Origin of the sequence: Streptomyces sp. CNQ085, assembly GCF_022614595.1 — a bacterium.
Taxonomy (GTDB): domain Bacteria; phylum Actinomycetota; class Actinomycetes; order Streptomycetales; family Streptomycetaceae; genus Streptomyces.
This window is the reverse complement of sequence record NZ_JAJFAU010000001.1, coordinates 100,878-123,143: the sequence shown is the minus strand read 5'-3', so window position 1 is coordinate 123,143 and position 22,266 is coordinate 100,878. Positions and strand designations below refer to the sequence as shown.

Here is a 22,266-nt window from a genome sequence, read left to right as displayed (position 1 = left end):
GCCCCCCCCCCCCCCCCCCCCCCCCCCCCCCCCCCCCCCCCCCCCCCCCCCCCCCCCCCCCCCCCCCCCCCCCCCCCCCCCCCCCCCCCCCGGCGCGGGGAGGGCCGGTATCCCTGCTGCCCGGGCCCGAACCCGTTCACTCGTGCCAGGCGCCCAGTTCCTCCAGCAGCGGCTGGAGCGCGCCGAAGACCTCAGGGGAGGCGGCCACCGTCAGTTCGCCCGTCGGCGGGGAGCCGGGCCGCCCGCCGGTGAGGGCGCCCGCCTCGCGGGCGACCAGATCGCCCGCCGCGAAGTCCCAGGGGTGCAGCCCCCGCTCGTAGAAGCCGTCCAGCCGCCCGCCGCCCACGTCGCACAGGTCGATGGCGGCCGAACCGGAACGGCGGATGTCGCGGACCTTCGGCAGCAGGCGGCGGGCCACCTCGGCCTGGGCTCTGCGGCGCTCGGCGACGTAGTTGAAACCGGTGCCGATCAGCGCCCGCTCCAGCGGCGGCGAGGGCCGGCAGCACACCCGCTCCCCGTTCAGCCAGGCGCCCTCGCCCAGCACCGCGTGGTACGTCTCGCCGCGCGGCGGGACGTGGACCACGCCGACGACCGTCTCGCCCCGGTGCTCGGCGGCGATCGAGACGGCCCAGGCGGGCTGCCCGTAGAGATAGTTCACCGTGCCGTCGATCGGGTCGATCACCCAGCGCACCCCGCTGTCGCCTTCCGCGGAGGCTCCCTCCTCCCCCAGAAAGCCGTCCCCGGGGCGGTGGTCGGACAGGAAACCGGTGATCAGTTTCTCGGAGGCGAGGTCCATCTCGGTGACGACGTCGACGGGGCTGCTCTTGGTCGCGGCCACCCCCAGGTCGGCGGGGCGGCCCTCGCTCAGCAGCGCGCCCGCCCGGCGGGCGGCCTCCAGCGCGAGGCCCAGGAGTTCCCTCCTGAGCGGGTCCGCCACGGCGGCGGTCGCACGGCCGGTCCCCGCTCCGGTCCCGGCGGAGGTTCCCACCGGGTTGTCGGCAGCCCCGTCGGCGGCGTTGTCGGCTGGGGTCCCGGCGGGGCTTGCGGCGTCGGTCACGGTTCTCCTCTGCGGCGTGGGGCGTCGGGGCGTCGGGCGGGTGTCAGGCATACGGGCTGTCGGCACCCGCGGCGGCGGGCTTCGGCGTACGGGCCGGGCAGCAGCCCACCGGGCACACGTCATGGCTGGGCCCCAGCGCGCCCAGCGCGCAGCGCTCGGGGTGCTCACCGCGCTCGGCGGCGGCGCGCTCGGTCACCAGGTCGCGCACGGCCGCGGCGAAGCGCGGGTCGGCGCCGACGGTGGCCGACCGCGCCGCCGGCAGACCCAGCTCCCCGGCCTTGGCCATCGCCTCGGTGTCGAGGTCGTACAGGACCTCCATGTGGTCCGAGACGAACCCGACCGGGATCATCACCGCGGCCGGCGCGCCCCGCTCGTGCAGCGCCTCCAGGTGGTCGCAGACATCCGGCTCCAGCCAGGGGACGTGGGGGGCGCCACTGCGGGACTGGTAGACCAGCTCCCAGGGCCTGTCCACCCCGGTCTCCTCGCGCACCGCGCCGGCGATCACCCGCGCCACGTCCAGGTGCTGAGCGACGTAGGCGCCGCCGTCCGGCCCGGAGGTCTCGGACTGGGAGAGTGGGATGGAGTGGGTGGTGAAGACCAGGTGCGCCCCCGCCCGGACGTCCCCGGGCAGCTCCGCGAGGGCGTTGAGCACCCCGTCGGTCACAGGGCGGACGAAGCCGGGGTGGTTGAAGTAGTGCCGCAGCTTGTCCACCCGCGGCACCGGGAGCCCCTCGGCCTCCAGGGCGGCCAGGGCCTCGGCGAGGTTCTCCCGGTACTGGCGGCAGCCGGAGTACGAGGCGTACGCGCTGGTGGCCAGCACCAGGATCCGGCGGTGGCCGTCAAGGACCATCTCGCGCAGGGTGTCGGCCAGGTACGGCGCCCAGTTCCGGTTGCCCCAGTAGACGGGCAGGTCCAGTCCTTTCGCGGCGAAGTCCTCGCGCAGGGCGGCGAGCAGTTCGCGGTTCTGGGCGTTGATCGGACTGACGCCGCCGAACAGGTAGTAGTGCTGCCCGACCTCCTCCAGCCTCTCCCGCGGGATCCCCCTTCCGCGGGTGACGTTCTCCAGGAACGGCACCACGTCGTCGGGACCCTCCGGTCCTCCGAAGGACAGCAGCAGCAGGGCGTCGTAAGGACGGGCGTCAGTTGCGTCGGGCATGTCTCGATCCTGCCATCCGGCCGCGGGACCCACGGCCCGGACCCGCGGTGGGTCCGGAAACGGCCTGCATGAGTATGATCCCCCTCCGGCCGGCGGGGTCCACCGTCCGCGCGGTACGCCAGCCCTGGGGAGGGCCGTCAGCGATGACCACGCACACAGCACGGCGTACGAGGCGGCCCGCACCGCCGACCTGGCGCAACTGGGCGGGCAACGCCACCGCCCGTCCGCTGCGGACCTCGGCGCCCTCCACGACCGAGGCGCTCGCCGAGGTGGTGCGCCGCGCCGCCGAGGACGGCCTGACGGTCAAGGCCGCCGGCACCGGGCACTCGTTCACGCCCGTGGCCGCCACCGAGGGGGTGCTGATACGCCCCGACCGCCTCACCGGCGTCCGCCGGATCGACCGCCGGGCAGGGACGGTGACGGTGGCCGCCGGGACGCCGCTGAAGCAGCTCAACGAGGAGCTGGCGGCCGAGGGGCTGTCCCTGACCAACATGGGCGACATCATGGAGCAGACCGTCTCCGGCGCGGTCGGCACCGGCACCCACGGCACAGGACGCGACTCCGGTTCGCTCGCCGCCCAGATCCGCGCGCTGGAGATGGTCCTGGCCGACGGGTCGGTCCTGCGGTGCTCGGGGGGCGGGACCGGCGAGAACCGGGACGTCTTCGCGGCGGCCCGCATCGGTCTGGGCGCGCTGGGGGTGATCACCGAGATCACCTTCGCCGTGGAGCCGCTGTTCCTGCTGACCGCGCGCGAGGAGCCCATGCGCCTGGACGCGGTGCTGGAGGACTTCGACCACCTGGTGCGCGGCAACGAGCACTTCGAGTTCTACTGGTTCCCGCACACCGACCGCTGCGTCACCAAGCGCAACAACCGCAGCGACGGTCCGGCCGACCCGCTGCCGCGCCTGGGCGGCTGGCTGGAGGACGAGTTCCTCTCCAACGGCGTCTTCCGGGCCGCCTGCTCGGTGGGCCGTGCCTTTCCCGCCGCCGTCCCCGGCATCGCGTGGATCGCCGGCCGCGCCCCGTCAGCCCGCGCCTACACCGACATCCCCTACAAGGTGTTCACCTCGCCGCGCCGGGTGCGCTTCGTGGAGATGGAGTACGCCCTGCCACGGGCGGCCGCGGTGGAGGCGCTGCGCGAACTGCGTGCGGCGGTCGACCGGTCGGGGCTGCGGGTGAACTTCCCCGTCGAGGTGCGCGTCGCGCCCGCCGACGACATCGCGCTGTCCACGGCCGCGGGCCGCGACACCGCCTACATCGCGACGCACGTGTACCGGGGCACCCCGCACGAGCGGTACTTCACGGCCGCCGAGCAGATCATGGTCGCGCACGGCGGCCGTCCCCACTGGGGGAAGCTGCACAGCCGCGACGCCGGTTACCTGGCCGAGGTCTACCCGCGCTTCACCGAGTTCACCGCACTGCGCGACCGCCTCGACCCGGACCGGGTGTTCGGCAACGACCACCTGCGGCGGGTGCTGGGCGACTGAGCCGGGCGCCGCCCCACCGCCGTCGGTCCGCCGTCAGCCCGCCGCCCCGTCCGTCCCCCTCCGGGCCGGATCGCGCGTATCCTCCTCTCCGCCCCCGCGGGGCGGTTTCCGGCCAAGGTGATGGTTCCGTTTCGGCGGATTCCGTGAAGATCGACACTTTCGATGCCGTCTTTTTACGACCGGCGTGGTGTTCAACCTCCCGGTGCTGTGAGAACTTGGGCGGCGTGCCGACCCAACGGCGTTGCACCAATGGAGTAGTGTGGCGAGCCCTGACCCTGGCCCCGGTCAGCCGGTACCACGGGCAGTCACCACCCAGGTCACTCTCCGTGTTCACCAGGCAACCGTGCCATAGTGACGGATCAGGGCGCGGGCCCGACACGCCGGGCAGGTCGGCAAGGTTGTGGCAGGCTGCGCCCGGGCACGCCACACTCGTCTAGCGGGAGCAGCGACGCACGTGACGTCGGCAGGCACCACCCGGGAGGTTCCCATGCCCGAACTGCGTGTCGTGGCCGTCAGCAACGACGGCACACGGCTGGTGCTCAAGGCTGCCGACAACACGGAGTACACACTCCCGATCGATGAGCGGCTGCGGGCCGCCGTCCGCAACGACCGTGCCAGGCTCGGCCAGATCGAGATCGAGGTCGAGAGCCATCTGCGCCCCCGCGACATCCAGGCCCGCATACGGGCCGGAGCCACCGCCGAGGAGGTCGCCCAGCTCGCCGGCATCCCCGTGGACCGCGTACGGCGGTTCGAGGGACCGGTGCTCGCCGAGCGCGCGTTCATGGCCGAGCGGGCCCGCAAGACGCCGGTGCGCCGCCCCGGCGAGAGCACCGGCCCGCAACTCGGCGAGGCCGTGGCCGAGCGACTGATGCTGCGCGGCGCCGACAGGGACACGGCGCAGTGGGACTCCTGGCGCCGGGACGACGGCACCTGGGAGGTGCTGCTCGTCTACCGGGTGGCCGGCGAGCCGCACTCGGCGAGCTGGACGTACGACCCGCCGCGACGGCTGGTGCAGGCCGTGGACGACGAGGCGCGGGCGCTGATCGGCGAGAGCGACGACACTCCCGAGCCGAGCTTCCCGTTCGTGCCGCGCATCGCGCGGCTGCCGCGCGACCGCTTCGACCGGGCGGAGCGCTCCGACGCCCCCGACTCCGAGCTGCCGGAGGCCGCGGGCCAGGACGGGGGCGGCGAGCGTGACTCGCTGACCAGCCTGCTGGAGGCAGTGCCCAGCTTCCGCGGCGACCTGGTGGTACCGGAGCAGTCCCCCTCGCCCGACAGCGTGCCGGAGGACGAGGCCGAGGAGCCGGAGGCGGTGGAGCCACCCGCTCCCGCGGCGAGCGCCGGGGCGGCCTACGCCGATGTGCTCATGCCGCGCTCGGTGGCGGGTCACCGCGACCGGCTCACGGGCAACACCGACCGCCAGGCCGAGGCGGACGGCGTCCGCCCGGGGCGCCGCGCCGCGGTCCCCAGCTGGGACGAGATCGTCTTCGGCACGCGCCGCAAGAAGCAGGAATAGGCCCGGGGCGGCGGGCCCCGGCCGCCCCGCCGCCCCGGGCGTGTGCGACGCCCCGGTCCTCAGCCCGGTCCTGGGCCCGTGGCCACCGGGCGGGAGGGGTCGGCGGACCACTGCGACCAGGAGCCCGGGTACAGCACGGCGTCGATGCCCGCGATCGCCAGTGCCAGGATCTCGTGGGCCGCGGAGACCCCCGAACCGCAGTAGACGCCGACCTCGGTGTCCGCGTCGATGCCCAGCCCGGCGAAGCGGGCGGCCAGTTCGGCTGCGGGCCGGAAGGCGTAGGGGACTTCCCGGGAAACGTTCCCGGTGGTCGGGGCCGACACGGCGCCCGGGATGTGCCCGGCGACGCGGTCGATCGGCTCGACCTCGCCGCGGTAGCGCTCGCCCGCACGGGCGTCGAGCAGCACCCCGGTGCGGGCCAGGGCCGCCGCACCCTCGGCGTCGAGCACGGGAAGCGAGCCCGGCCGGGGGACGAAGTCGCCCTCGGGCGGCTGCGGCACCTCCCCGGTCAGGGGGCCCTCCCAGGCCGCGAGGCCGCCGTCCAGCACCCGTACGTCCTCGTGCCCGGCCCAGCGCAGCAGCCACCAGGCACGAGCCGCCGCCCAGCCCATACCGCCGTCGTAGACCACCACGGGGTGTCCCCGGCGGACCCCGGCACGGCGCATGGCCGCTCCGAACGCCTCCGGATCCGGGAGCGGGTGACGGCCCGTCCCCTCCTCCACCGGGCCGGCCAGCTCGGTGTCCATGTCGATGTACACGGCTCCGGGCAGGTGCGCCGCCTCGTAGTCCGGGCGCCGGGAGGGGCCGGTCAGCTCCCAGCGGACATCGAGCAGCGTGGGCGGGGTAGGCGGCGAGGAAGGCGATCCGGTGAGTTCGCGCGCGAGTTGGGTAGGAGAGACGATGACTGCCATGGCCGTATCCTCGCGCGGCCGTTCCCGTATGTCCTCACCGCCGTCCGGCCCGGCCCGTCCGTGTCGGGCTGCGGACCGGGAGCGGGAGACCGGGGGCGGTACGCCCGCCGCTCTCCTCCGGAGGACCGCCTCGCCCCTCGGCGGGCGGGCCGGACCCGCACGGGGTACGGATGCCGGATGAGACCATGGGAACCGACAGTACACGGAAGATCACCGGACGACCGCATCGACGACGGTCCCGAGGAGAGAAGTGAACAGATGACCGAGGCAGCGGCACGACACGCTCCGGGCACCCCCTCCTGGCTGAGTCTGCTGGCCCACGACCCGGCGGCGAGCCAGGAGTTCTACCACGAGTTGCTCGGCTGGGAGTACCGGCAGGGCCCGGGGCCGGGGTCGGCCGGTTCGCACTTCCGCGCGCTGCTCGACGGGCGCGAGGTCGCGTGCATCGGTCAGATGCCGCGGGGCAGACAGTGCCTGCCCGCCTGGCTTCCCTACCTGTCCGCCGACGACGCCGACAAGGCGGCGGAGCTGGTGCGGCTGTGCGGTGGGACGGTCGGGGTGGGGCCGCTGGACATGGAGGGGACGATGCGCGTGGCGATCGCGGCGGACCCGGCCGGGGCGTCCTTCGGGATACGGCAGACGGACACGCGGCCCGGAGCCCGCATGGGCGGCGGTCCGGGCACGGTGGTGTGGAACGAGCTGGTCACTCACCGGGCGTCGGCGGTCGAGAAGTTCTACCAGACGGTGTTCGGCCTGGAGAGCGAGCCCGCCGGGGAGCGTCCGGGCGCGGACGGCACCGGCGGTGCGGACGCGGAACCGGACCGCCTGACCCTGACGGCGCACGGCCGGATCATCGGCGGCGTCCGCGGCGTCGGGGACGGACTCCCGCACGACCGCGGCTCGCACTGGCTGATGTACGTCGAGGTGGCCGACACCGACGCGGCGGCGCGCCGGGCGGCCGAACTGGGCGGGCGCGTCCTGCTCCCGCCGCACGACGCCCCGTACGGGCGGACGGCGCGGGTCGCCGACCGTGAGGGCGCGCCCTTCGCGCTGATCCACACGGGCTGCCGGGGTTCGTGAAGCCCCCTTCGGCGGACCTCCCGTGAGGAGGGCTCAGCCGCGGTGCGGGGCGGGGGCGTCCGCACCGTCCACGGGCAGTACGTCCGGGGACAGCGCCCCCGCCCGGGACACGGCGGCGGTGAGTCGGCGCCGGTAGTGGCGGCGGCACAGCACCTCGTAGCCGATGTCCTCCCCGGCGGCGCTCCGCGCGCCGGCGACATCCCCGACGACGATCTGGGCGCCCTCGACGACCATCCGGCCGCCGACCGTGCGGGCGTTGTGGGTGGCGCGGGCGCCGCACCAGCACAACGCCTCGACCTGGAGGGACTCGATCCGGTCGGCCAGCTCGATCAGCCGCTGCGAGCCCGGGAAGAGCCTGGTGCGGAAGTCCGTGGTGATGCCGAAGGCGAAGACGTCGATGCCCAGGTCGTCGACGACGCAGGCAAGCTGGTCGATCTGGCCGGGGGCGAGGAACTGCGCCTCGTCCGCGATCACGTAGTCCGTGCGCCCGCCCGCCGTCAGGTGCTTGACCAGGTGGGCGTGGAAGTCGAAGCCGTCACCGGCCTCGACGGCCTCGGTGACCAGGCCCAGCCGTGAGGAGAGCCGCCCCTCCCCCGCCCGGTCGTCACGGGTGAAGATCATCCCTGACAGTCCCCGCGCCGAGCGGTTGTGCTGGATCTGGAGTGCGAGGGTGCTCTTCCCGCAATCCATCGTTCCGGCGAAGAAGACCAGTTCGGGCATGGGGAGGCGGAACCTTTCGGCGGTCGGCGTGGGTGGTGCGGGCAGTGCGCGCGGCGAACCGGCGCGCGCGGCCGTGGGCGGATCCGGCGGACCTGGCGGCGCCGGGCTATGTGCGGACCTCCAGCAGGGGGACCAGCTGCTCGGCGGGTGTCATCGAGCCGTGCATGCCGATCAGTTCGGACTCGTTGGGCTCGGTCTCGGTGGCGACGACGGCGGCCGTGTCGCTCATCGCGGCCACCACGTCGCCGATCCGGCCGCGCACCCGGTCGTCGACCTCCGGACCGAACCAGCCCAGCTCGATCGCCTCGTCCCGGGTGGCCACCCACGCCCGGTCCGCCAGGACCTCGCGCCAGACGGCGTGGACGTCGCCGGCCGCGCCGGGCACGGCGTACAGATGGCGGGCCCGGCCCTCGCCCCCCAGCCGTGCGACGCCCGCGCGCAGCTCCCAGTCGTGGTCGAAGTCGTAGCGGGCATCCGGGTCCTTCGGGACGTCCACCATGCCGTGGTCGGCGGTGATGTAGAGCGCGGAGCGCGGCGGGAGCTGCTCGGCCAGGCGCTGGGCGAGGCGGTCGACGTACATCAGCCGGCCGCGCCAGTCGTCGGAGTCCACGCCGTGGCGGTGGCCGCTGCCGTCGAGTTCGGCGTAGTACGTGTAGACCAGCGTGCGGCCGGCCGAGCCCAGCCGCTCGGCGGCGAGGTCCATGCGGTCCTCGGCCGACAGCCGGCCCAGGAAGGAACCTCCCGACAGGGCGATCTTCGTGAGCGGGGTGTGCTCGAAGTGCGGGGCGGTGACCTGGCAGGTGGTGACGCCGGCGGCGTCGGCGAGCTGGAAGACGGTGGGGTACGGCTGCCACCGGTACGGGTCGGTCCACGGCTGCCAGCGCAGTTGGTTCATCAACTCCCCGGTGTCCGGGTCGAGCACGGCGTAGCCGGGCAGTCCGTGGGCGCCGGGCACCAGGCCGGTGCCCACGGAGGCGAGCGAGGTGGCGGTGGTGGAGGGGAAGCCCGCGGTGAGGGGCTGTCCGGCGCCGCCGCGGGAAGTGCTCAGCAGGGAGGCCAGGAAGGGGGCCTCGTCGGGGTGGGCGGCCAGCAGTTCCCAGCCCATGCCGTCCACCAGGAAGACGCACACGCGGTCGGCAGGCTCCAGCTCCAGGCCCGAGGACAGTCCGGGCACGCCCTGTCCGGCGGCGACGGCGGGCAGCAGGTCGGCCAGCGAGGCGCCGCCGTAGCGCGGCACGGGCGCGGTGCGCGGGTTCAGGGGGGCCGGGTCGTGGGCGGCCGGGTCGTGCGGGAGGGACTGGACCATCAGCGGGCGCCGGCGGTCGCCGCGGTGGCCTCGGACAGCGCCTGCGCGAAGGCGAGCGCCTGGCGGACGGTGTCCGGTCCGTCGCCGGCCTCGCTGACCCGCAGCGAGAGGTCGTCGGCGGTCAGAGAGCCGGTGTAGCCGTGGTCGGCCTCGCAGTTGGGGTCGCCGCAGTTGGCGGGCTCCATGTCGAGGCGGGAGACGGCGCCCCAGCCGATGGTGAGGACGACCTCGCGCGGCAGGGTGCCGGGGGTGTACGACTCGGGGTTGGCGACGACGCGGCTGAGGACGACCGAGGAGATCCGCTCCAGCTTCACCGACTCGGTGGAGGTGGTGGCGTACGGCGAGGGGGAGGTGCCGTCGGCGGGCTGCTCGTCGGTGTGGCTGACGATGAACCGGGTGTCGGTGAGCACCAGCACCGTGACGTGGCGGCGGACCTCGTTGGAGTCGAAGGTCGTCTCCTGATGGACCACGTACGAGGAGACGGGCTCGCCGCCCACGGCGGTCTCGACCGCCTCGGCCACGAGAGCCGGGTAGTAGCCGCTGCGCTCGATGGCCGTGCGCAGCCCCTGGGTCGTCGTACCGGTCTTCGCCATGCGGCCCATCCTACGGGGACCGGGGCAGGTCAGTACGCGGGCAGGCGTCGGGGGCCGAGGTCGGCCCAGGCGGGGTGGGCCGTGCCGGAGGGCGCGGGCGGTTCGGCGACGCGGACGGCCGCGTCCAGGACGGTCAGCCCGCGGGCGGCGACGACCACCGGCTCCAGGTCGACGGAGACGACCTCGGGATGGTCCTCGACCAGCCGGGAGACGCGCAGCAGCAGCTCCTCCAGGGCGCCGGTGTCCACCGGCTGGGCGCCGCGCCAGCCGAACAGCACGGGCGCGGAGCGGATGGAACGGACCAGCTCGGCCGCGTCCCGGTCGGTGACGGGGACGAGCCGGTGGGCGACATCGCCCAGCAGTTCCGAGGGCGGACCGGCCAGCCCGAAGGAGAGCACCGCGCCGATGGCGGGGTCGACGGTGGCCTTCACCACGGTGTCCACGCCGCGGGGCGCCATGGCCTGGATGACGGGCCGCAGCTCGGCGGGCTCGCCCAGTTGCTCGGTCATCCTGGCGTAGGCGCGCCGCAGTCCGGCCTCGCTGCCGATGTCCAGCCGTACGCCCCCCAGGTCGGGGCGGTGGCGCAGGTGGGGGGCGGTGGTCTTCAGGGCCACGGGGTAGCCCAGCCTCTTCGCGGCGACGCGGGCGGCGCGGGCGGCGGGCGCGGGCAGGACGGGCTGCACCGACACGCCGTAGTGCCCCAGCAGTCCGGCCGTCTCCTCACCGCTCAGGGGGGTGCTGCGGAGTGTGCCGCGGTCCGGTTCGCGTACCCGGGTCAGCAGGGCGGCGGCGGCCGCCTCGTCGATGTCGTCGTACTCGGGCACCCTGCCGGGTTCGGCCGACTCCCGCCGCCACTGCGCGTAGCGGACCGCCTCCGACAGGGCGCCCACGGCGCGCTCGGGGGCGGGGTAGGCGGGCAGGCGGTGTTCGGCGAGGGCGGCGTCCAGGCCCTCGATGGCCAGATGGACCACGACCACCGGCTTGGCCGGGGCGTTCGCGGCTCCCGCGGTGTCCGGGGAGCCGTCCCCATCACCGTCCCCACCGGCGTCGTCCCCACCGGCGTCCGCGGTGCCTGCCGACTCGCGCAGCGCCCGGGCCAGCGACTCGGCCAGCAGGGCCGCGTCCCCCGCACCGTGGCTGCCGTCCACCCAGGGGATGGCGGTGACCACGACGGCGTCGGTGGCCGGATCGGCGAGGGCGGCCGCCAGGGTCCGTCCGAAGTCCCCGGGGGTGGCCTCGGTGGTCAGGTCGGTGACGGGCTGCGGGCGCAGACCCCGGGCCAGGCAGGTGTCGTAGGTGAGCAGGCACAGCGACTCGGCGTTGCCCAGGATGCCCACCCGCGGGCCGGCGGGCAGCGGCTGGGTGGCCAGCAGCACACCGGCGTCGACGAGTTCGGTGACGGTGTCGACGCGGATGACCCCGGCCTGCCGCAGCAGCGAGGAGACCGTGGCGTCGGGGGTGCGGCCGGCCGGGACGGCGTGGCCGGGCGGCGGGGCGCTGGCGTTGTGGCGGGCGCCCTTGACCACGACGATCGGCTTGCGGGCGGCGGTGCGCCGGGCCAGGCGGTTGAACTTCCTGGGGTTGCCGAAGGACTCCAGGTACATCAGGACGACATCGGTATCGGTGTCGTCGTCCCAGTACTGGAGCACGTCGTTGCCGGAGACGTCGGCGCGGTTGCCGGCCGAGACGAAGGTGGAGACGCCGCCGACCCCCCGGCCGCGGCGGTGCAGCCCGGCGAGCACGGCGATGCCGATGGCCCCGGACTGGGTGAACAGTCCGACGCGGCCGCGTTCGGGCGTCTCGGGCGAGAGGGTGGCGTTGAGCCGGACGTCCGGGGCGGTGTTGATCAGTCCGAGGGCGTTGGGCCCGATGATCCGCATCCCGTACGAGCGGGCCCGCCGCACCAGTTCGCGCTGCGCGTCGCGGCCGAAGTCGGCGGAGAGGACCACCAGCCCCTGCACGCCCCGCCTCCCGCACTCGTCGACCACTCCGGGCACCTCCCGGGCGGGGACGGCGACGACGGCGAGGTCAACGGGCTCGGGGATGTCGCGCACCGAGCGGTGGGCGGGCACCGAGTCGATCTCGGCACGTCCCTCCTCCAGCGCGCGGTTGACGGCGTGGACTCGGCCGGTGAAGCCGGCCGCGCGCAGGCTCTCCAGGACCGTGCGCCCGGCCCCGCCCGGGCTGCGGCTGGCGCCGATGACGGCGACCACGCCGGGGGAGAGCAGCCGCTGCACGGAACGGCCCTCGGCCCGCTGCTCGCGGGCCCGCATGACCGCCAGGGACTGCTCGGTCGGTGTGATGCCGAAGGTGAGGTGGACCGTGCCGTCCTCGAAGCTGCGCTTCTGGGAGTAGCCGGCGTCCGTGAAGACCTTGACCATCTTCGTGTTGGCGGGCAGCACCTCGGCGACGAAGCGGCGCACCCCGCGCTCACGGGCGCAGGCGGCGATGTGCTCCAGCAGGGCGGAGCCGACCCCGCGGCCCTGATGGTCGTCGCGGACGAGGAAGGCGACCTCGGCCTCGTCCGCGGGCGGGGAGGCGGGACGGCCGGTGGCGTCTATGCGGTCGTATCGGACGGTGGCGATGAACTCGCCGCCGACGATGGCGGCCAGGCCGACCCGGTCGACGTAGTCATGGTGGGTGAAGCGGCGCACGTCCCGGTCGGAGAGACGGGGGTAGGGGGCGAAGAAGCGGTAGTACTTCGACTGGTCGGAGACCTGCTCGTAGAACCTGACCAGGCGCTCGGCGTCCTCGGCCGTGATGGGGCGGACCCGGGCCGTGCCGCCGTCGCGCAGCACCACGTCGGCTTCCCAGTGGGCGGGGTAGGCAGGCTCGCTCGGCGTCCGCATGGGGCTCAGCCTAGTCACCGGCCCCTGGATCGCGGAGGCGTCGGCTCCCTTTCCCGGGCGTCCGTCTGTGCGAAGCTGGGCCGGGCCGGGCCGGGCTGAGCCCCGGGCCCGCCGATCCGACCCGTTTCGACCTCGAAGGGCAACACCATGGCAGAGCGCCGTGTCACCGTCGGCTGGCCCGAGGGCCTGCACGCCCGCCCCGCCGCGGTCTTCGTCCGCGCCGCGGCCTCCTCGGGCGTCCCTGTCACCGTGGCCGGACCGGGCGGCGAACCGGTCAACGCCGCCTCGGTGCTCTCGGTGCTGGGACTGGGAGTGGAGGGCGGCCAGGAGATCGTGCTGGCCTCCGGCGCCGATGGCGCCGACGCCGCTCTGGACCGGCTGGCGAAGCTGGTCTCCGAGGGGCTGGACGAGCTGCCCGGAGCCGTCTGAGCCACCCGGCCCGGAGGGGCCGGCCGGGCCCGCGTGCGGCACTGGACACGGACCCGGCACGAGAACGCGACGGAAACCACCGGCGGGCGACCGCCGGAAAGGCTGTGGAGCGGGCGCCCACAGCCTTTTCCTCAACCGGAACCGGAGCATTCCGGGCAGGCGTTCCCCGCGTATTCTCCGCGTATTCCCGCTCTGTGTACACAATTCCTGTTACAAATTGTCACACGATGTGTTTACGGCGTGTTTCGTGCTCCTCACCGGTACTTTCCGGCGGTCTTCACGCGCGGCCAGCGGCCGCTGCTCGCGGCGCACCGCTACGGAGCGCTCCACGTGCTCGCTCGCCAGGGCGCGCGCCCGTTCCGCGTCGCCGCGCGCGACGGCGTCCACGACGGCGCCGCGCTCACGCCACACGGTGACCGCGCGCAACGGCGGTTCCACGGCGTACACCCAGGTGATCTTGCGGCGCAGCTGTGTGAGCAGCGAGGCCAGACTGGGACTGCCCGACGCCCGGGCCAGCGTCTCGTGGTACCAGTCCTCCAGAGGCCTCAGATCGGCCAGCCTGCCGCTCTCCGCGTGCTGCAGGCCCAGGCGGACCAGTCCGCGCAGGACCCTCAGCTGCGCCTCGGTGCGCCGCCGGGCGGCCCGCGCGGCGCCCAGCGGCTCCAGCAGGGCCCGGATGTCGAGCAGGTCGGCGGCCTCCTGCTCGGTGGGCCGGGCGACGCAGGCTCCCGCGTGGCGGCGGGAGGTGACAAAGCCCTCCGCCTCCAGCGTCCGCAGAGCCTCGCGCACCGGGACGCGCGAGACGCCGTAGCGCCTGGCGAGAAGCTCCTCGGCGAGCCGGGACCCGGGCGGGAAAACCCCGGAGACGATGTCGTCACGGACCGCGCTGCACACCATGTGCGCGGAAATGCGCATGGGCCGACCTCCGCCGCCGTCTCCATTTTCCAGAAGTACCGCAGAGTCGAACTGTATTCCACCGCCACGCTTTTTCCGATGCCCACCGGGAAACAGGCGTGAAAACATCCGCCGCGCGACCTCGCGGGTCGCGCGGCGGATGTCGGCGCGTAATCGGCGTGTCTGACCGACCCCGCCCCGCGGAGCGGGGTCGGTCAGACGTCTCAGACGTCGACGCCCTTGCCGGCCAGGTAGGTGATCGGGTTGAAGTCCGAGCCGTAGTAGGCGCCGTCGCGGGCCTCGAAGTGCAGGTGCGGGCCGGTGCTGTTGCCGGTGGAGCCGACCGCGCCGATCCGCTGGCCGCCACCGACCTTCTGGCCTGCCGAGACCTTCGTGGCGGACAGGTGGGCGTACTGGGTGTACTTGCCGTCGTCGTGGCGAATGACGACCTGGTTGCCGTACGCGCCGCCCCAGCCGACCGTCACCACGGTCCCCGGACCGACGGACCGCACCGGGGTGCCGGTTGCGGCGGGGAAGTCGATGCCGCTGTGCTTGCCGGAGGACCATGAGGCGCCGGCCTGCTTGTAGGTGGTGGTGGTGTCCACTCCCGCGACCGGGTCGACGTAGCCGCTGGCCGAACGGCGCTCGGCGGAGCGGTCGGCACGCTCGTTCGCGCGCTTCTCGGCGGCCTTCGCGGCGGCGGCCTCGCGCTTCTCGGCGGCCTTCTCCTCCGCGGCCTTCGCGGCGGCGGCCTCGCGCTTCTCGGCGGCCTTCTCGGCAGCGTCGGCGACACGCTGCTGGGCCTGGGCCTGGGCCTTGACGTCGTCGGCGATCGTGTCACCGACGGCCATGGCCTGGACGAAGCCCAGGGCGTAGGCCCCCGAGCCCTCGTCCGGAGCGGCGATCGCGGGAGTGGCGGCGGCGCCGACCACGCCGGTGACGGTCAGGGCGGCGGCTCCGGCCAGACCCACGCGGGTGCGCATGGAGCGGCTGGAGAGGTGGTGCTTCTCGGTGAGGCTCTCGGTGAGCCCGGTGAGCTTTCCGGTCAGCTTCTCGGCGAGCTGCGCGGCGGCACGGGTGAACGCCATGGGTGGCGTGCTCCTTTCCTTCCTTCTCGCCTACCGGGTTAGCTGTCGGGTTCGGAGCAGGAAGGTCTCCTACGGGCGTACGGCCCGATTCACCCCAGGTGCCTCGGAAGAGGACCGCTCCCGCGCGTGAGGGGCGGGAGGGTGGGTCCCCGGCTCCCCCGTTCGGGGGACTCGGCGATCGCTGCCGTCGGCCGCGGTCGCGGTCGCTTCTGACGGCCAGCGAGATCGACGCTAAACGGACAGAATTGAGCGAGCAAGCAAAAAACGCCTTCTGTAGGTCATGCCACATGAAGCGCCCACCGGAACGACCTAAAACCGGACATACGGAAGGCCCTTGGTGGGGCAACCCCACCAAGGGCCTTCCGTTGCCAGTGCCGCGTCGGCCAGGGTTTGCCCGGTGGCGAGGCTCCCCCGGGTGCGTGCCATCGCCAGGCGGCCGGAAGCCGCGTGCAGTCGTCCTGCCCGGGCTTTCGGCCAGGGCGGCGAGCGGGGTGAACCCTGGCCGGCACGGCCCTGGCCGCCGCAGGGCGGCCGGGAGTCACTGGTCCGTGACGACCGTCACCTTCCCGATACCCAGGTCACGCACCGTGTCGGCGATCTGTGACGCGTCTCCCACCAGCACCGTCACCAGACGGTCCGCGGGGAAGGCCGCCACGGCCGCCGACGTCGCCTCCACCGTGCCGGTCCCGGCGAGGCGGGCGTACAGCTTCGCCTGGTAGTCGTCGGGAAGGTGCTGCTCCACCTGGTCGGCGAGGGTGCCGGCCACGGCCGCCGACGTCTCGTAGCGCAGCGGGGCCACCCCCACCAGGTTCTGCACGGCCGTGTCACGCTCGGCGTCGGTGAGACCCTCCTCCGCCAGGGTGCGCAGCACGCGCCACAGATCCTCCAGTGCGGGACCCGTCACATCGGTGGCCACCGAGCCGTTGACCGCCAGCATCGAGGCGCCGGTGCCCTCGGGAGAGGAGCGCAGCACCTGGGCGAAGGCCCGTACGCCGTAGGTGTAGCCCTTCTCCTCACGCAGTACCCGGTCCAGGCGGGAGGTGAGCGTGCCGCCCAGGCAGTACGTACCGAGCACCTGGGCGGGCCAGACCCGGTCGTGCCGGTCGGGGCCGATCCGGCCGATGAGCAGCTGGGTCTGCACCGCTCCGGGCCGGTCCACGACGATCACCCGGCCGGTGTCGTCCGCGGTGATCGGCGGGACCGGTCGGGGCCCGGCGACCGCGCCCTTCCAGCCGCCGAGGGTCTCGGTCAGCGCCTTGTCCAGGTCCACTCCGGTGAAATCGCCCACCACCACGGCCGTGGCCGTCGAGGGCCTCACATGCTCCGCGTAGAAGGCGCGCACCGCCTCGGCGTCGATGTTTCTGATGGTCTCCTCGGCTCCCTGGCGGGGGCGCGAGAGCCGGGAGTCGGCCGGGAACAGCTCCTTCGACAGCGCGATGGCCGCCCGGCGGGCGGGGTTGGCCAGCTCGTGCGGGATCTCGTCCAGGCGATTGCGCACCAGCCTCTCGACCTCGCCCTCGGGGAAGGCGGGGGCGCGCAGCGCGTCGGCGAGCAGGCCCAGCGCCCTGGTCAGGCGGGAGGCCGGGACCTCCAGGGAGACCCGTACGCCGGGGTGGTCGGCGTGCGCGTCCAGGGTGGCGCCGCACCGCTCCAGCTCCGCGGCGAACTCCTCGGCGCTGTGCCGGTCGGTGCCCTCGCTCAGCGCCCGGGCCATGATCCCGGCCACGCCCTCCCGGTCACGGGGCTCGGCCTCCAGCGGCGCGACGAGGTTGACCTCGACGGCCACGACCTTCTGACCGGGGCGGTGGCAGCGCAGCACGGTCAGCCCGTTGGGCAGCTCGCCGCGCTCGGGGGCGGGGAACGCCCACGGCCTGGGCTCGCCGCCACGGGGCTGGGGGTGGAACTCCATCGACATTCCGTTCTGGGCCGTGGCGTCGCTCACTGGGCGGCCTCCTGGTCGTGGGTGTCGGCGGCGGTACCGGTCCCGGAGACGGTGGCGCCCTCGGAGACATCGGCCGCGGTGTCGGGGGCGGTCGCCTGGGTGGGTTCGTAGATCAGTACCGCGCGGTTGTCGGGGCGCAGCCGGGCCGCGGCCACCTCGCGCACCTCGTCGGCGGTGACCTGGAGCACGCGCTCCACCGCCGTCAGGGCGAGCTGGGGGTCGCCGAACAGCACCGCGTAGCGGCACAGCTCATCGGCACGGCCGCCGACCGTGGCCAGCCGGTCCAGCCACTCGCGCTCCAGCAGCGCCTGGGCGCGCTCCATCTCCGCCGGGGTCGGCCCCTCCTCGGCGAAGCGGGCCAGCTCCTCGTCGACCGCCCGCTCGATGTCGGCGATCTCTGCGTCGCCGGAGGCCTTCACGTCCAGCCACCCCATCGAGGGCGCCCCCGCCAGTCGCAGCATGCCGAAGCCGGCGGTGACGGCGGTGCGGTCGCGGCGGACCAGACGGGTCTGCAGGCGGGAGGACTCGCCGCCGCCGAGCACCGTCAGCGCCAGGTCGGCGGCGTCCGCCTCGCGGGTACCGTCGTGCGGCAGCCGGTAGGCGGCCATCATCGCCCGGGACGGCACCTCCTCGTGGAGGACCTGCTTGACCTCCTCGCCGATGACCTCCGGCAGAGAGCCGTCGCGCGGCGGACGCTTGCCCTCGTGGGAGGGGATGGAGCCGAAGTACATCTCGGCCCAGGCGAGGGTGCGCTCCGGGTCGATGTCGCCGACGACCGCCAGCACGGCGTTGTTCGGCGCGTAGTAGGTGCGGAAGAAGTCCCGCGCGTCCTCCAGCGAGGCGGCGTCCAGATCCGCCATGGAGCCGATCGGGGTGTGGTGGTAGGGATGGCCCTCCGGGTAGACCATCGCCGTCAGCCTCTCGAACGCCGTGCCGTAGGGCACGTTGTCGTACCGCTGGCGGCGCTCGTTCTTCACCACGTCGCGCTGGTTCTCCATGGACTCCTCGTCCAGGGCGGCCAGCAGCGACCCCATGCGGTCGGCCTCCAGCCACAGCGCCAGCTCCAGCTGGTGGGCGGGCATCGTCTCGAAGTAGTTGGTGCGCTCGAAGCTGGTGGTGCCGTTGAGCGAGCCGCCCGCCCCCTGCACCAGTTCGAAATGACCGTTCCCCTTCACCTGTGCCGATCCCTGGAACATCAGGTGCTCGAAGAGGTGCGCCAGACCCGTGCGCCCGGCGACCTCGTGGCGCGATCCGACGTCGTACCAGAGGCAGACCGCGGCGACCGGGGTCTGGTGGTCCTCGGAGAGCACCACGCGCAGGCCGTTGGCCAGCCGGTGCTCGGTCGCCGTCAGGCCGCCGGCGGTGGGCGGAGGGGAGGCCGTGTGAGCCATGGGCAGAGAGTCCCTTCGATCGCGATCGCGGACCGCGTCCTGACAACGCGTGTGTGGTCACTGTATGCAAGCGGCCGGACAAAGCGCGAAGTTCCCGTACGGTTCGGGGCGGGGGCCGGACCGTCGGTGCCGAGGTCCACAATGGTGCCCGTCCGTCCCTGCCCCGCACGGGACACAGTCCGCAGTACGCAAGAAGGAGTCGCAGCCGCGATGGCCCGCCGCAGCACGAAGACCCCGCCACCCGGGGGAGAGTTCGAGGAGCGTGTCCTCGACATCGACGTCGTCGACGAGATGCAGGGCTCCTTCCTGGAGTACGCCTACTCGGTCATCTACTCGCGCGCCCTGCCCGACGCACGCGACGGGCTCAAGCCGGTCCACCGGCGGATTCTCTACCAGATGCACGAGATGGGGCTGCGGCCGGAGCGCGGATACGTCAAGTGCGCGCGCGTGGTCGGCGAGGTGATGGGCAAACTCCACCCGCACGGCGACAGCCCCATCTACGACGCACTGGTGCGTCTGGCCCAGTCCTTCTCCATGCGGCTGCCGCTGGTGGACGGGCACGGCAACTTCGGCTCGCTGGGCAACGACGACCCGCCCGCCGCCATGCGGTACACCGAGTGCCGCTCCGCCCCGGCGGCCGGGCTGATGGTCGAGTCGATCGACGAGGACACCGTCGACTTCACGCCCAACTACGACGGCAGCGAGTCCGAGCCTGCCGTACTGCCCTCGGCCTATCCGAACCTGCTGGTCAACGGCGCCTCCGGCATCGCGGTCGGGATGGCCACCAACATGCCCCCGCACAACCTGGGCGAGGTGATCGCCGCCGCCCGGCACCTGATCAAGCACCCGGGCGCGGACCTGGAGACGCTGATGCGTTTCGTGCCGGGCCCGGACCTGCCCACCGGTGGCCGGATCGTCGGGCTGCAGGGCATCAAGGACGCCTACGCCAAGGGGCGCGGCACCTTCAAGATCCGCGCCACGGTCTCCGTGGAGGACGTGACCGCGCGGCGCAAGGGCCTGGTCGTCACCGAGCTGCCCTTCAACGTCGGCCCGGAGAAGGTCATCTCCAAGATCAAGGACCTGGTCAACGGCAAGAAGGTCCAGGGCATCGCCGACGTCAAGGATCTCACCGACCGCGAGCACGGGCTGCGGCTGGTCATCGAGATCAAGAACGGCTTCAACCCCGAGGCCGTGCTGGAGCAGCTCTACAAGCTGACGCCGATGGAGGAGTCCTTCGGCATCAACAACGTGGCCCTGGTCGACGGCCAGCCGCTGACGCTGGGCCTGAAGGAGCTGCTGGAGGTCTACGTCGACCACCGCTTCACCGTGGTGCGGCGGCGCAGCGAGTTCCGGCGCGGCAAGCGGCGCGACCGGCTGCACCTGGTCGAGGGCCTGCTGGTGGCACTGGTCGACATCGACGAGGTCATCCGGATCATCCGCTCCAGCGAGAACGCCGCGCAGGCCAAGGAGTCGCTGATCGACCGGTTCGGCCTGTCCGAGGTGCAGACGCAGTACATCCTCGACACCCCGCTGCGCAGGCTGACGAAATTCGACCGCGTCGAGCTGGACTCCGAGCGCGACCGGCTGAACGCCGAGATCGAGGAGCTGACCCGCATCCTGGAGTCCGACGCGGAGCTGCGCAAGCTGGTCTCCTCGGAGCTGTCCGCGGTCGCCAGGAAGTACGGCACTCCGCGCCGCACCGAGCTGCTGTCCTCGGCGGACACTCCGGCGGCGGCCGTGCCGCTCCAGGTGGCGGACGACCCGTGCCGGGTGCTGCTGTCCTCCACCGGTCTGCTGGCCCGCACCGCGGGCGGGGAGCCGGTCCTCGACTCCTCCGCCACACGCCGCAAGCACGACGTGGTGGTATCGGCCGTTCCCGCGACGGCCCGGGGCGAAGTGGGGGCTGTGACCTCCGCGGGACGCCTGCTGCGGATCTCGGTCATCGACCTGCCGCAGCTTCCGGAGAACTCCGCGCCGAACCTGGCGGGCGGCGCCCGGTTCACGGAGTTCCTCTCCCTGAAGGAGGGCGAGGAGCTGGCGTGCCTCACCACCCTGGACGAGTCCTCACCGGGGCTGGCGCTGGGCACGGAGCAGGGCGTGGTCAAACGGGTGGTGCCCGACTACCCGTCCAACAAGGGGGAACTGGAGGTCATCACCCTCAAGGAGGGTGACCGGATCGTCGGCGCGGTGGAGCTGCGTACCGGCGAGGAGGACCTGGTCTTCATCACCGACGAGGCTCAGCTGCTGCGCTTCCCCGCCGGGCAGGTCAGGCCGCAGGGGCGGCCGGCCGGCGGCGTCGCGGGCGTCAAGCTGGGTCAGGGGGCGAAGGTGATCTCCTTCACCGCCGTCGACCCGGCCGCCGACGCGGTGGTCTTCACGGTCGCGGGCTCGCACGGCACGCCGGCCGACGGGGTGGAGACGGCCAAACTGACGCCGTTCGACCAGTATCCGCGCAAGGGCCGGGCCACGGGCGGGGTACGCTGCCAGCGCTTCCTCAAGGGTGAGGACCATCTGGCCTTCGCCTGGGCCGGAGCCGTCCCCGCTCGCGCGGCGGACGCCAAGGGCTCGCCGGTGGACCTGCCGGAGCCGGACCCGCGCCGCGACGGCTCGGGCACCCCGCTGGCCAAGCCCGTCTCGGTGGTCGCCGGACCGGTGTGACGTGTTCGGGTGCGGCGTCCCGGGCCCCGCGGTACGGGCCGGGCCGCCGCCCCGCGGGGCGGCGTGCTCAGGGCCGTACGTAGCGCAGGACGCCCCACATGCTGTCGGGGCCGGCCTCCTCGGGCGAGCCGACGGCCACACAGGAGGCCAGCTCCCCGCGCACCGCTTCGGCGTCGATGCCGGAGCCGATCAGCACGAGCCGCGTCAGGCGCGGCTCGCCGCTCCCCCACGGCCCGGGGTTGAAGCGCAGGAAGCGGCCGACCGCGTGCAGCCCGTACTTCTCCCGGTGACCGGGCACACCGAAGTGGACGAACCCCTTGATCCGGTACAGGCCTTCGGACCTGTCGTCCAGGAAATCCATGAGCCGACGCGGGTCCACCGGCCCGCCGGTGGTGAACTCCACGCTCTGGTAGGCGGCGTGGAGGTGCTCGTCGTGCCCCTCGCCGCATCCGTGCCCGGCTTCGCGCATCTCGGCCCACACGTCCTCGAAGGAGAGCTGCCGCATGCCCTGTGTCCCGTCGTCGCGGGGACGCGGATCGAAGAGCAGTTCCGGGTCGACACGTCCGTGCAGGGCGCGTACGACGGGCACGCCCCGGCCCATCCTCCGCAGCTCTCCGGTCAGGGCGGACAGCTCCTCCTCCCCGGCCCGGTCCGCCTTGTTGAGCACCACCAGATCGGCCATCGCCACATGCCGTTCGAGCTCCGGATGCCTGGCCCGGGTGCCCTCGAACTCCGCGGCGTCGACAACCTCCACCAGCCCGCCGTAGACGATGTTCTCCTCGTCGCTGGAGAGGATCATGCGAATCAGGGTCTCCGGCTCCGCGAGGCCGCTGGCCTCCACCACGATGACGTCGATACGGGCCGAGGGCCGTGCGAGGCGCTCCAGCATGGTGTCCAGGTCACTGGTGTCGACGGCGCAGCACAGACAGCCGTTGCCCAGGGAGATCATCGAGTCGACCTGTCCGGCCACCGACATGGCGTCGATCTCGATGCTGCCGAAGTCGTTGACGATCACACCGATGCGGGTGCCGCCGCTGTGGGCGAGGAGATGGTTGAGGAGGGTGGTCTTCCCCGATCCGAGGAAGCCGGCGAGGACGACGACCGGGATCCGCTTCCTGACCAAGCTCGTGCCTCCATCGTGCGGGTGGCGGCCGTACCGGAACGGCTGCCGATGCTAGCCGACGACCTC

Annotated in this window: 17 protein-coding genes and 1 riboswitch; of the genes, 5 read left to right on the top strand and 12 right to left on the bottom strand. The window is 73.4% G+C overall.

What is annotated here, in order from left to right; translation table 11 throughout:
- Positions 1–136: 136 nt before the first annotated feature.
- Positions 137–937: an inositol monophosphatase family protein gene (locus LJ221_RS00570; RefSeq protein WP_241712745.1), complete on the bottom strand. Its 801-nt coding sequence runs from the start codon at positions 935–937 to the stop codon at positions 137–139.
- 163 nt (positions 938–1,100) lie between these two features.
- Entirely contained in the window at positions 1,101–2,213 is a 1,113-nt protein-coding gene (locus LJ221_RS00565) for a ferrochelatase (protein ID WP_241712671.1), read from the bottom strand.
- A 143-nt stretch (positions 2,214–2,356) separates the two neighbouring features.
- On the opposite strand from LJ221_RS00565, the gene LJ221_RS00560 reads away from it, so the two are divergent.
- Both LJ221_RS00560 and sepH read left to right on the top strand, forming a co-directional pair.
- Complete coding sequence (locus tag LJ221_RS00560; RefSeq protein WP_241712670.1) at positions 2,357–3,700, top strand: D-arabinono-1,4-lactone oxidase; 1,344 nt, start codon at positions 2,357–2,359, stop codon at positions 3,698–3,700.
- Between the two features lie 454 nt (positions 3,701–4,154).
- Positions 4,155–5,216, top strand: a complete 1,062-nt coding sequence (gene sepH, locus LJ221_RS00555; protein WP_374228334.1) for a septation protein SepH — start codon at positions 4,155–4,157, stop codon at positions 5,214–5,216.
- A gap of 59 nt (positions 5,217–5,275) precedes the next feature.
- Here the strand turns inward: sepH and LJ221_RS00550 are convergent, their stop codons facing one another.
- The gene (locus tag LJ221_RS00550; RefSeq protein WP_241712666.1) at positions 5,276–6,127 is read right to left on the bottom strand and encodes a sulfurtransferase; all 852 of its coding nucleotides are present in this window, start codon (positions 6,125–6,127) and stop codon (positions 5,276–5,278) included.
- A 258-nt stretch (positions 6,128–6,385) separates the two neighbouring features.
- On the opposite strand from LJ221_RS00550, the gene LJ221_RS00545 reads away from it, so the two are divergent.
- On the top strand, positions 6,386–7,207 hold the full coding sequence (locus tag LJ221_RS00545; protein ID WP_241712664.1) for a VOC family protein: 822 nt from the start codon (positions 6,386–6,388) through the stop codon (positions 7,205–7,207).
- 33 nt (positions 7,208–7,240) lie between these two features.
- Here the strand turns inward: LJ221_RS00545 and LJ221_RS00540 are convergent, their stop codons facing one another.
- The 4 genes from LJ221_RS00540 to LJ221_RS00525 form a co-directional block, all read right to left on the bottom strand.
- Positions 7,241–7,927, bottom strand: a complete 687-nt coding sequence (locus LJ221_RS00540) for a thymidine kinase (RefSeq protein WP_241712663.1) — start codon at positions 7,925–7,927, stop codon at positions 7,241–7,243.
- Between the two features lie 106 nt (positions 7,928–8,033).
- The gene (locus tag LJ221_RS00535) at positions 8,034–9,233 is read right to left on the bottom strand and encodes an alkaline phosphatase family protein (RefSeq protein WP_241712662.1); all 1,200 of its coding nucleotides are present in this window, start codon (positions 9,231–9,233) and stop codon (positions 8,034–8,036) included.
- The gene (locus LJ221_RS00530; protein WP_241712661.1) at positions 9,233–9,826 is read right to left on the bottom strand and encodes a DUF5998 family protein; all 594 of its coding nucleotides are present in this window, start codon (positions 9,824–9,826) and stop codon (positions 9,233–9,235) included. The genes LJ221_RS00535 and LJ221_RS00530 overlap by 1 nt, the downstream gene beginning before the upstream one ends.
- 29 nt (positions 9,827–9,855) lie before the next feature.
- Positions 9,856–12,675 carry a bifunctional GNAT family N-acetyltransferase/acetate--CoA ligase family protein gene (locus tag LJ221_RS00525; protein WP_241712660.1) on the bottom strand — a complete coding sequence of 940 codons (2,820 nt, stop codon included), beginning with the start codon at positions 12,673–12,675 and terminating at the stop codon, positions 9,856–9,858.
- A 147-nt stretch (positions 12,676–12,822) separates the two neighbouring features.
- Between LJ221_RS00525 and LJ221_RS00520 the strand changes: the two genes are divergently transcribed.
- Positions 12,823–13,104, top strand: coding sequence for an HPr family phosphocarrier protein (locus LJ221_RS00520; RefSeq protein ID WP_241712659.1), 282 nt, complete (start codon positions 12,823–12,825; stop codon positions 13,102–13,104).
- 210 nt (positions 13,105–13,314) lie between these two features.
- On the opposite strand, the gene LJ221_RS00515 is transcribed toward LJ221_RS00520, so the two are convergent.
- The 4 genes from LJ221_RS00515 to LJ221_RS00500 form a co-directional block, all read right to left on the bottom strand.
- Positions 13,315–14,019, bottom strand: a complete 705-nt coding sequence (locus tag LJ221_RS00515) for a GntR family transcriptional regulator (protein ID WP_241712658.1) — start codon at positions 14,017–14,019, stop codon at positions 13,315–13,317.
- A 203-nt stretch (positions 14,020–14,222) separates the two neighbouring features.
- Positions 14,223–14,981, bottom strand: coding sequence for a M23 family metallopeptidase (locus LJ221_RS00510; protein WP_374228338.1), 759 nt, complete (start codon positions 14,979–14,981; stop codon positions 14,223–14,225).
- Positions 14,982–15,098: 117 nt separating this feature from the next.
- Positions 15,099–15,273: riboswitch (cyclic di-AMP (ydaO/yuaA leader) on the bottom strand.
- Between the two features lie 351 nt (positions 15,274–15,624).
- On the bottom strand, positions 15,625–17,001 hold the full coding sequence (locus tag LJ221_RS00505) for a pitrilysin family protein (RefSeq protein WP_241712744.1): 1,377 nt from the start codon (positions 16,999–17,001) through the stop codon (positions 15,625–15,627).
- A gap of 23 nt (positions 17,002–17,024) precedes the next feature.
- Positions 17,025–18,419, bottom strand: coding sequence for a pitrilysin family protein (locus LJ221_RS00500; RefSeq protein ID WP_241712656.1), 1,395 nt, complete (start codon positions 18,417–18,419; stop codon positions 17,025–17,027).
- Positions 18,420–18,629: 210 nt separating this feature from the next.
- Here LJ221_RS00500 and LJ221_RS00495 point away from each other — a divergent pair, with 210 nt between their 5' ends.
- Positions 18,630–21,077: a DNA topoisomerase (ATP-hydrolyzing) subunit A gene (locus LJ221_RS00495; RefSeq protein WP_241712654.1), complete on the top strand. Its 2,448-nt coding sequence runs from the start codon at positions 18,630–18,632 to the stop codon at positions 21,075–21,077.
- A gap of 67 nt (positions 21,078–21,144) precedes the next feature.
- Here the strand turns inward: LJ221_RS00495 and LJ221_RS00490 are convergent, their stop codons facing one another.
- Complete coding sequence (locus LJ221_RS00490) at positions 21,145–22,200, bottom strand: GTP-binding protein (RefSeq protein ID WP_241712651.1); 1,056 nt, start codon at positions 22,198–22,200, stop codon at positions 21,145–21,147.
- Positions 22,201–22,266 lie beyond the last annotated feature (66 nt).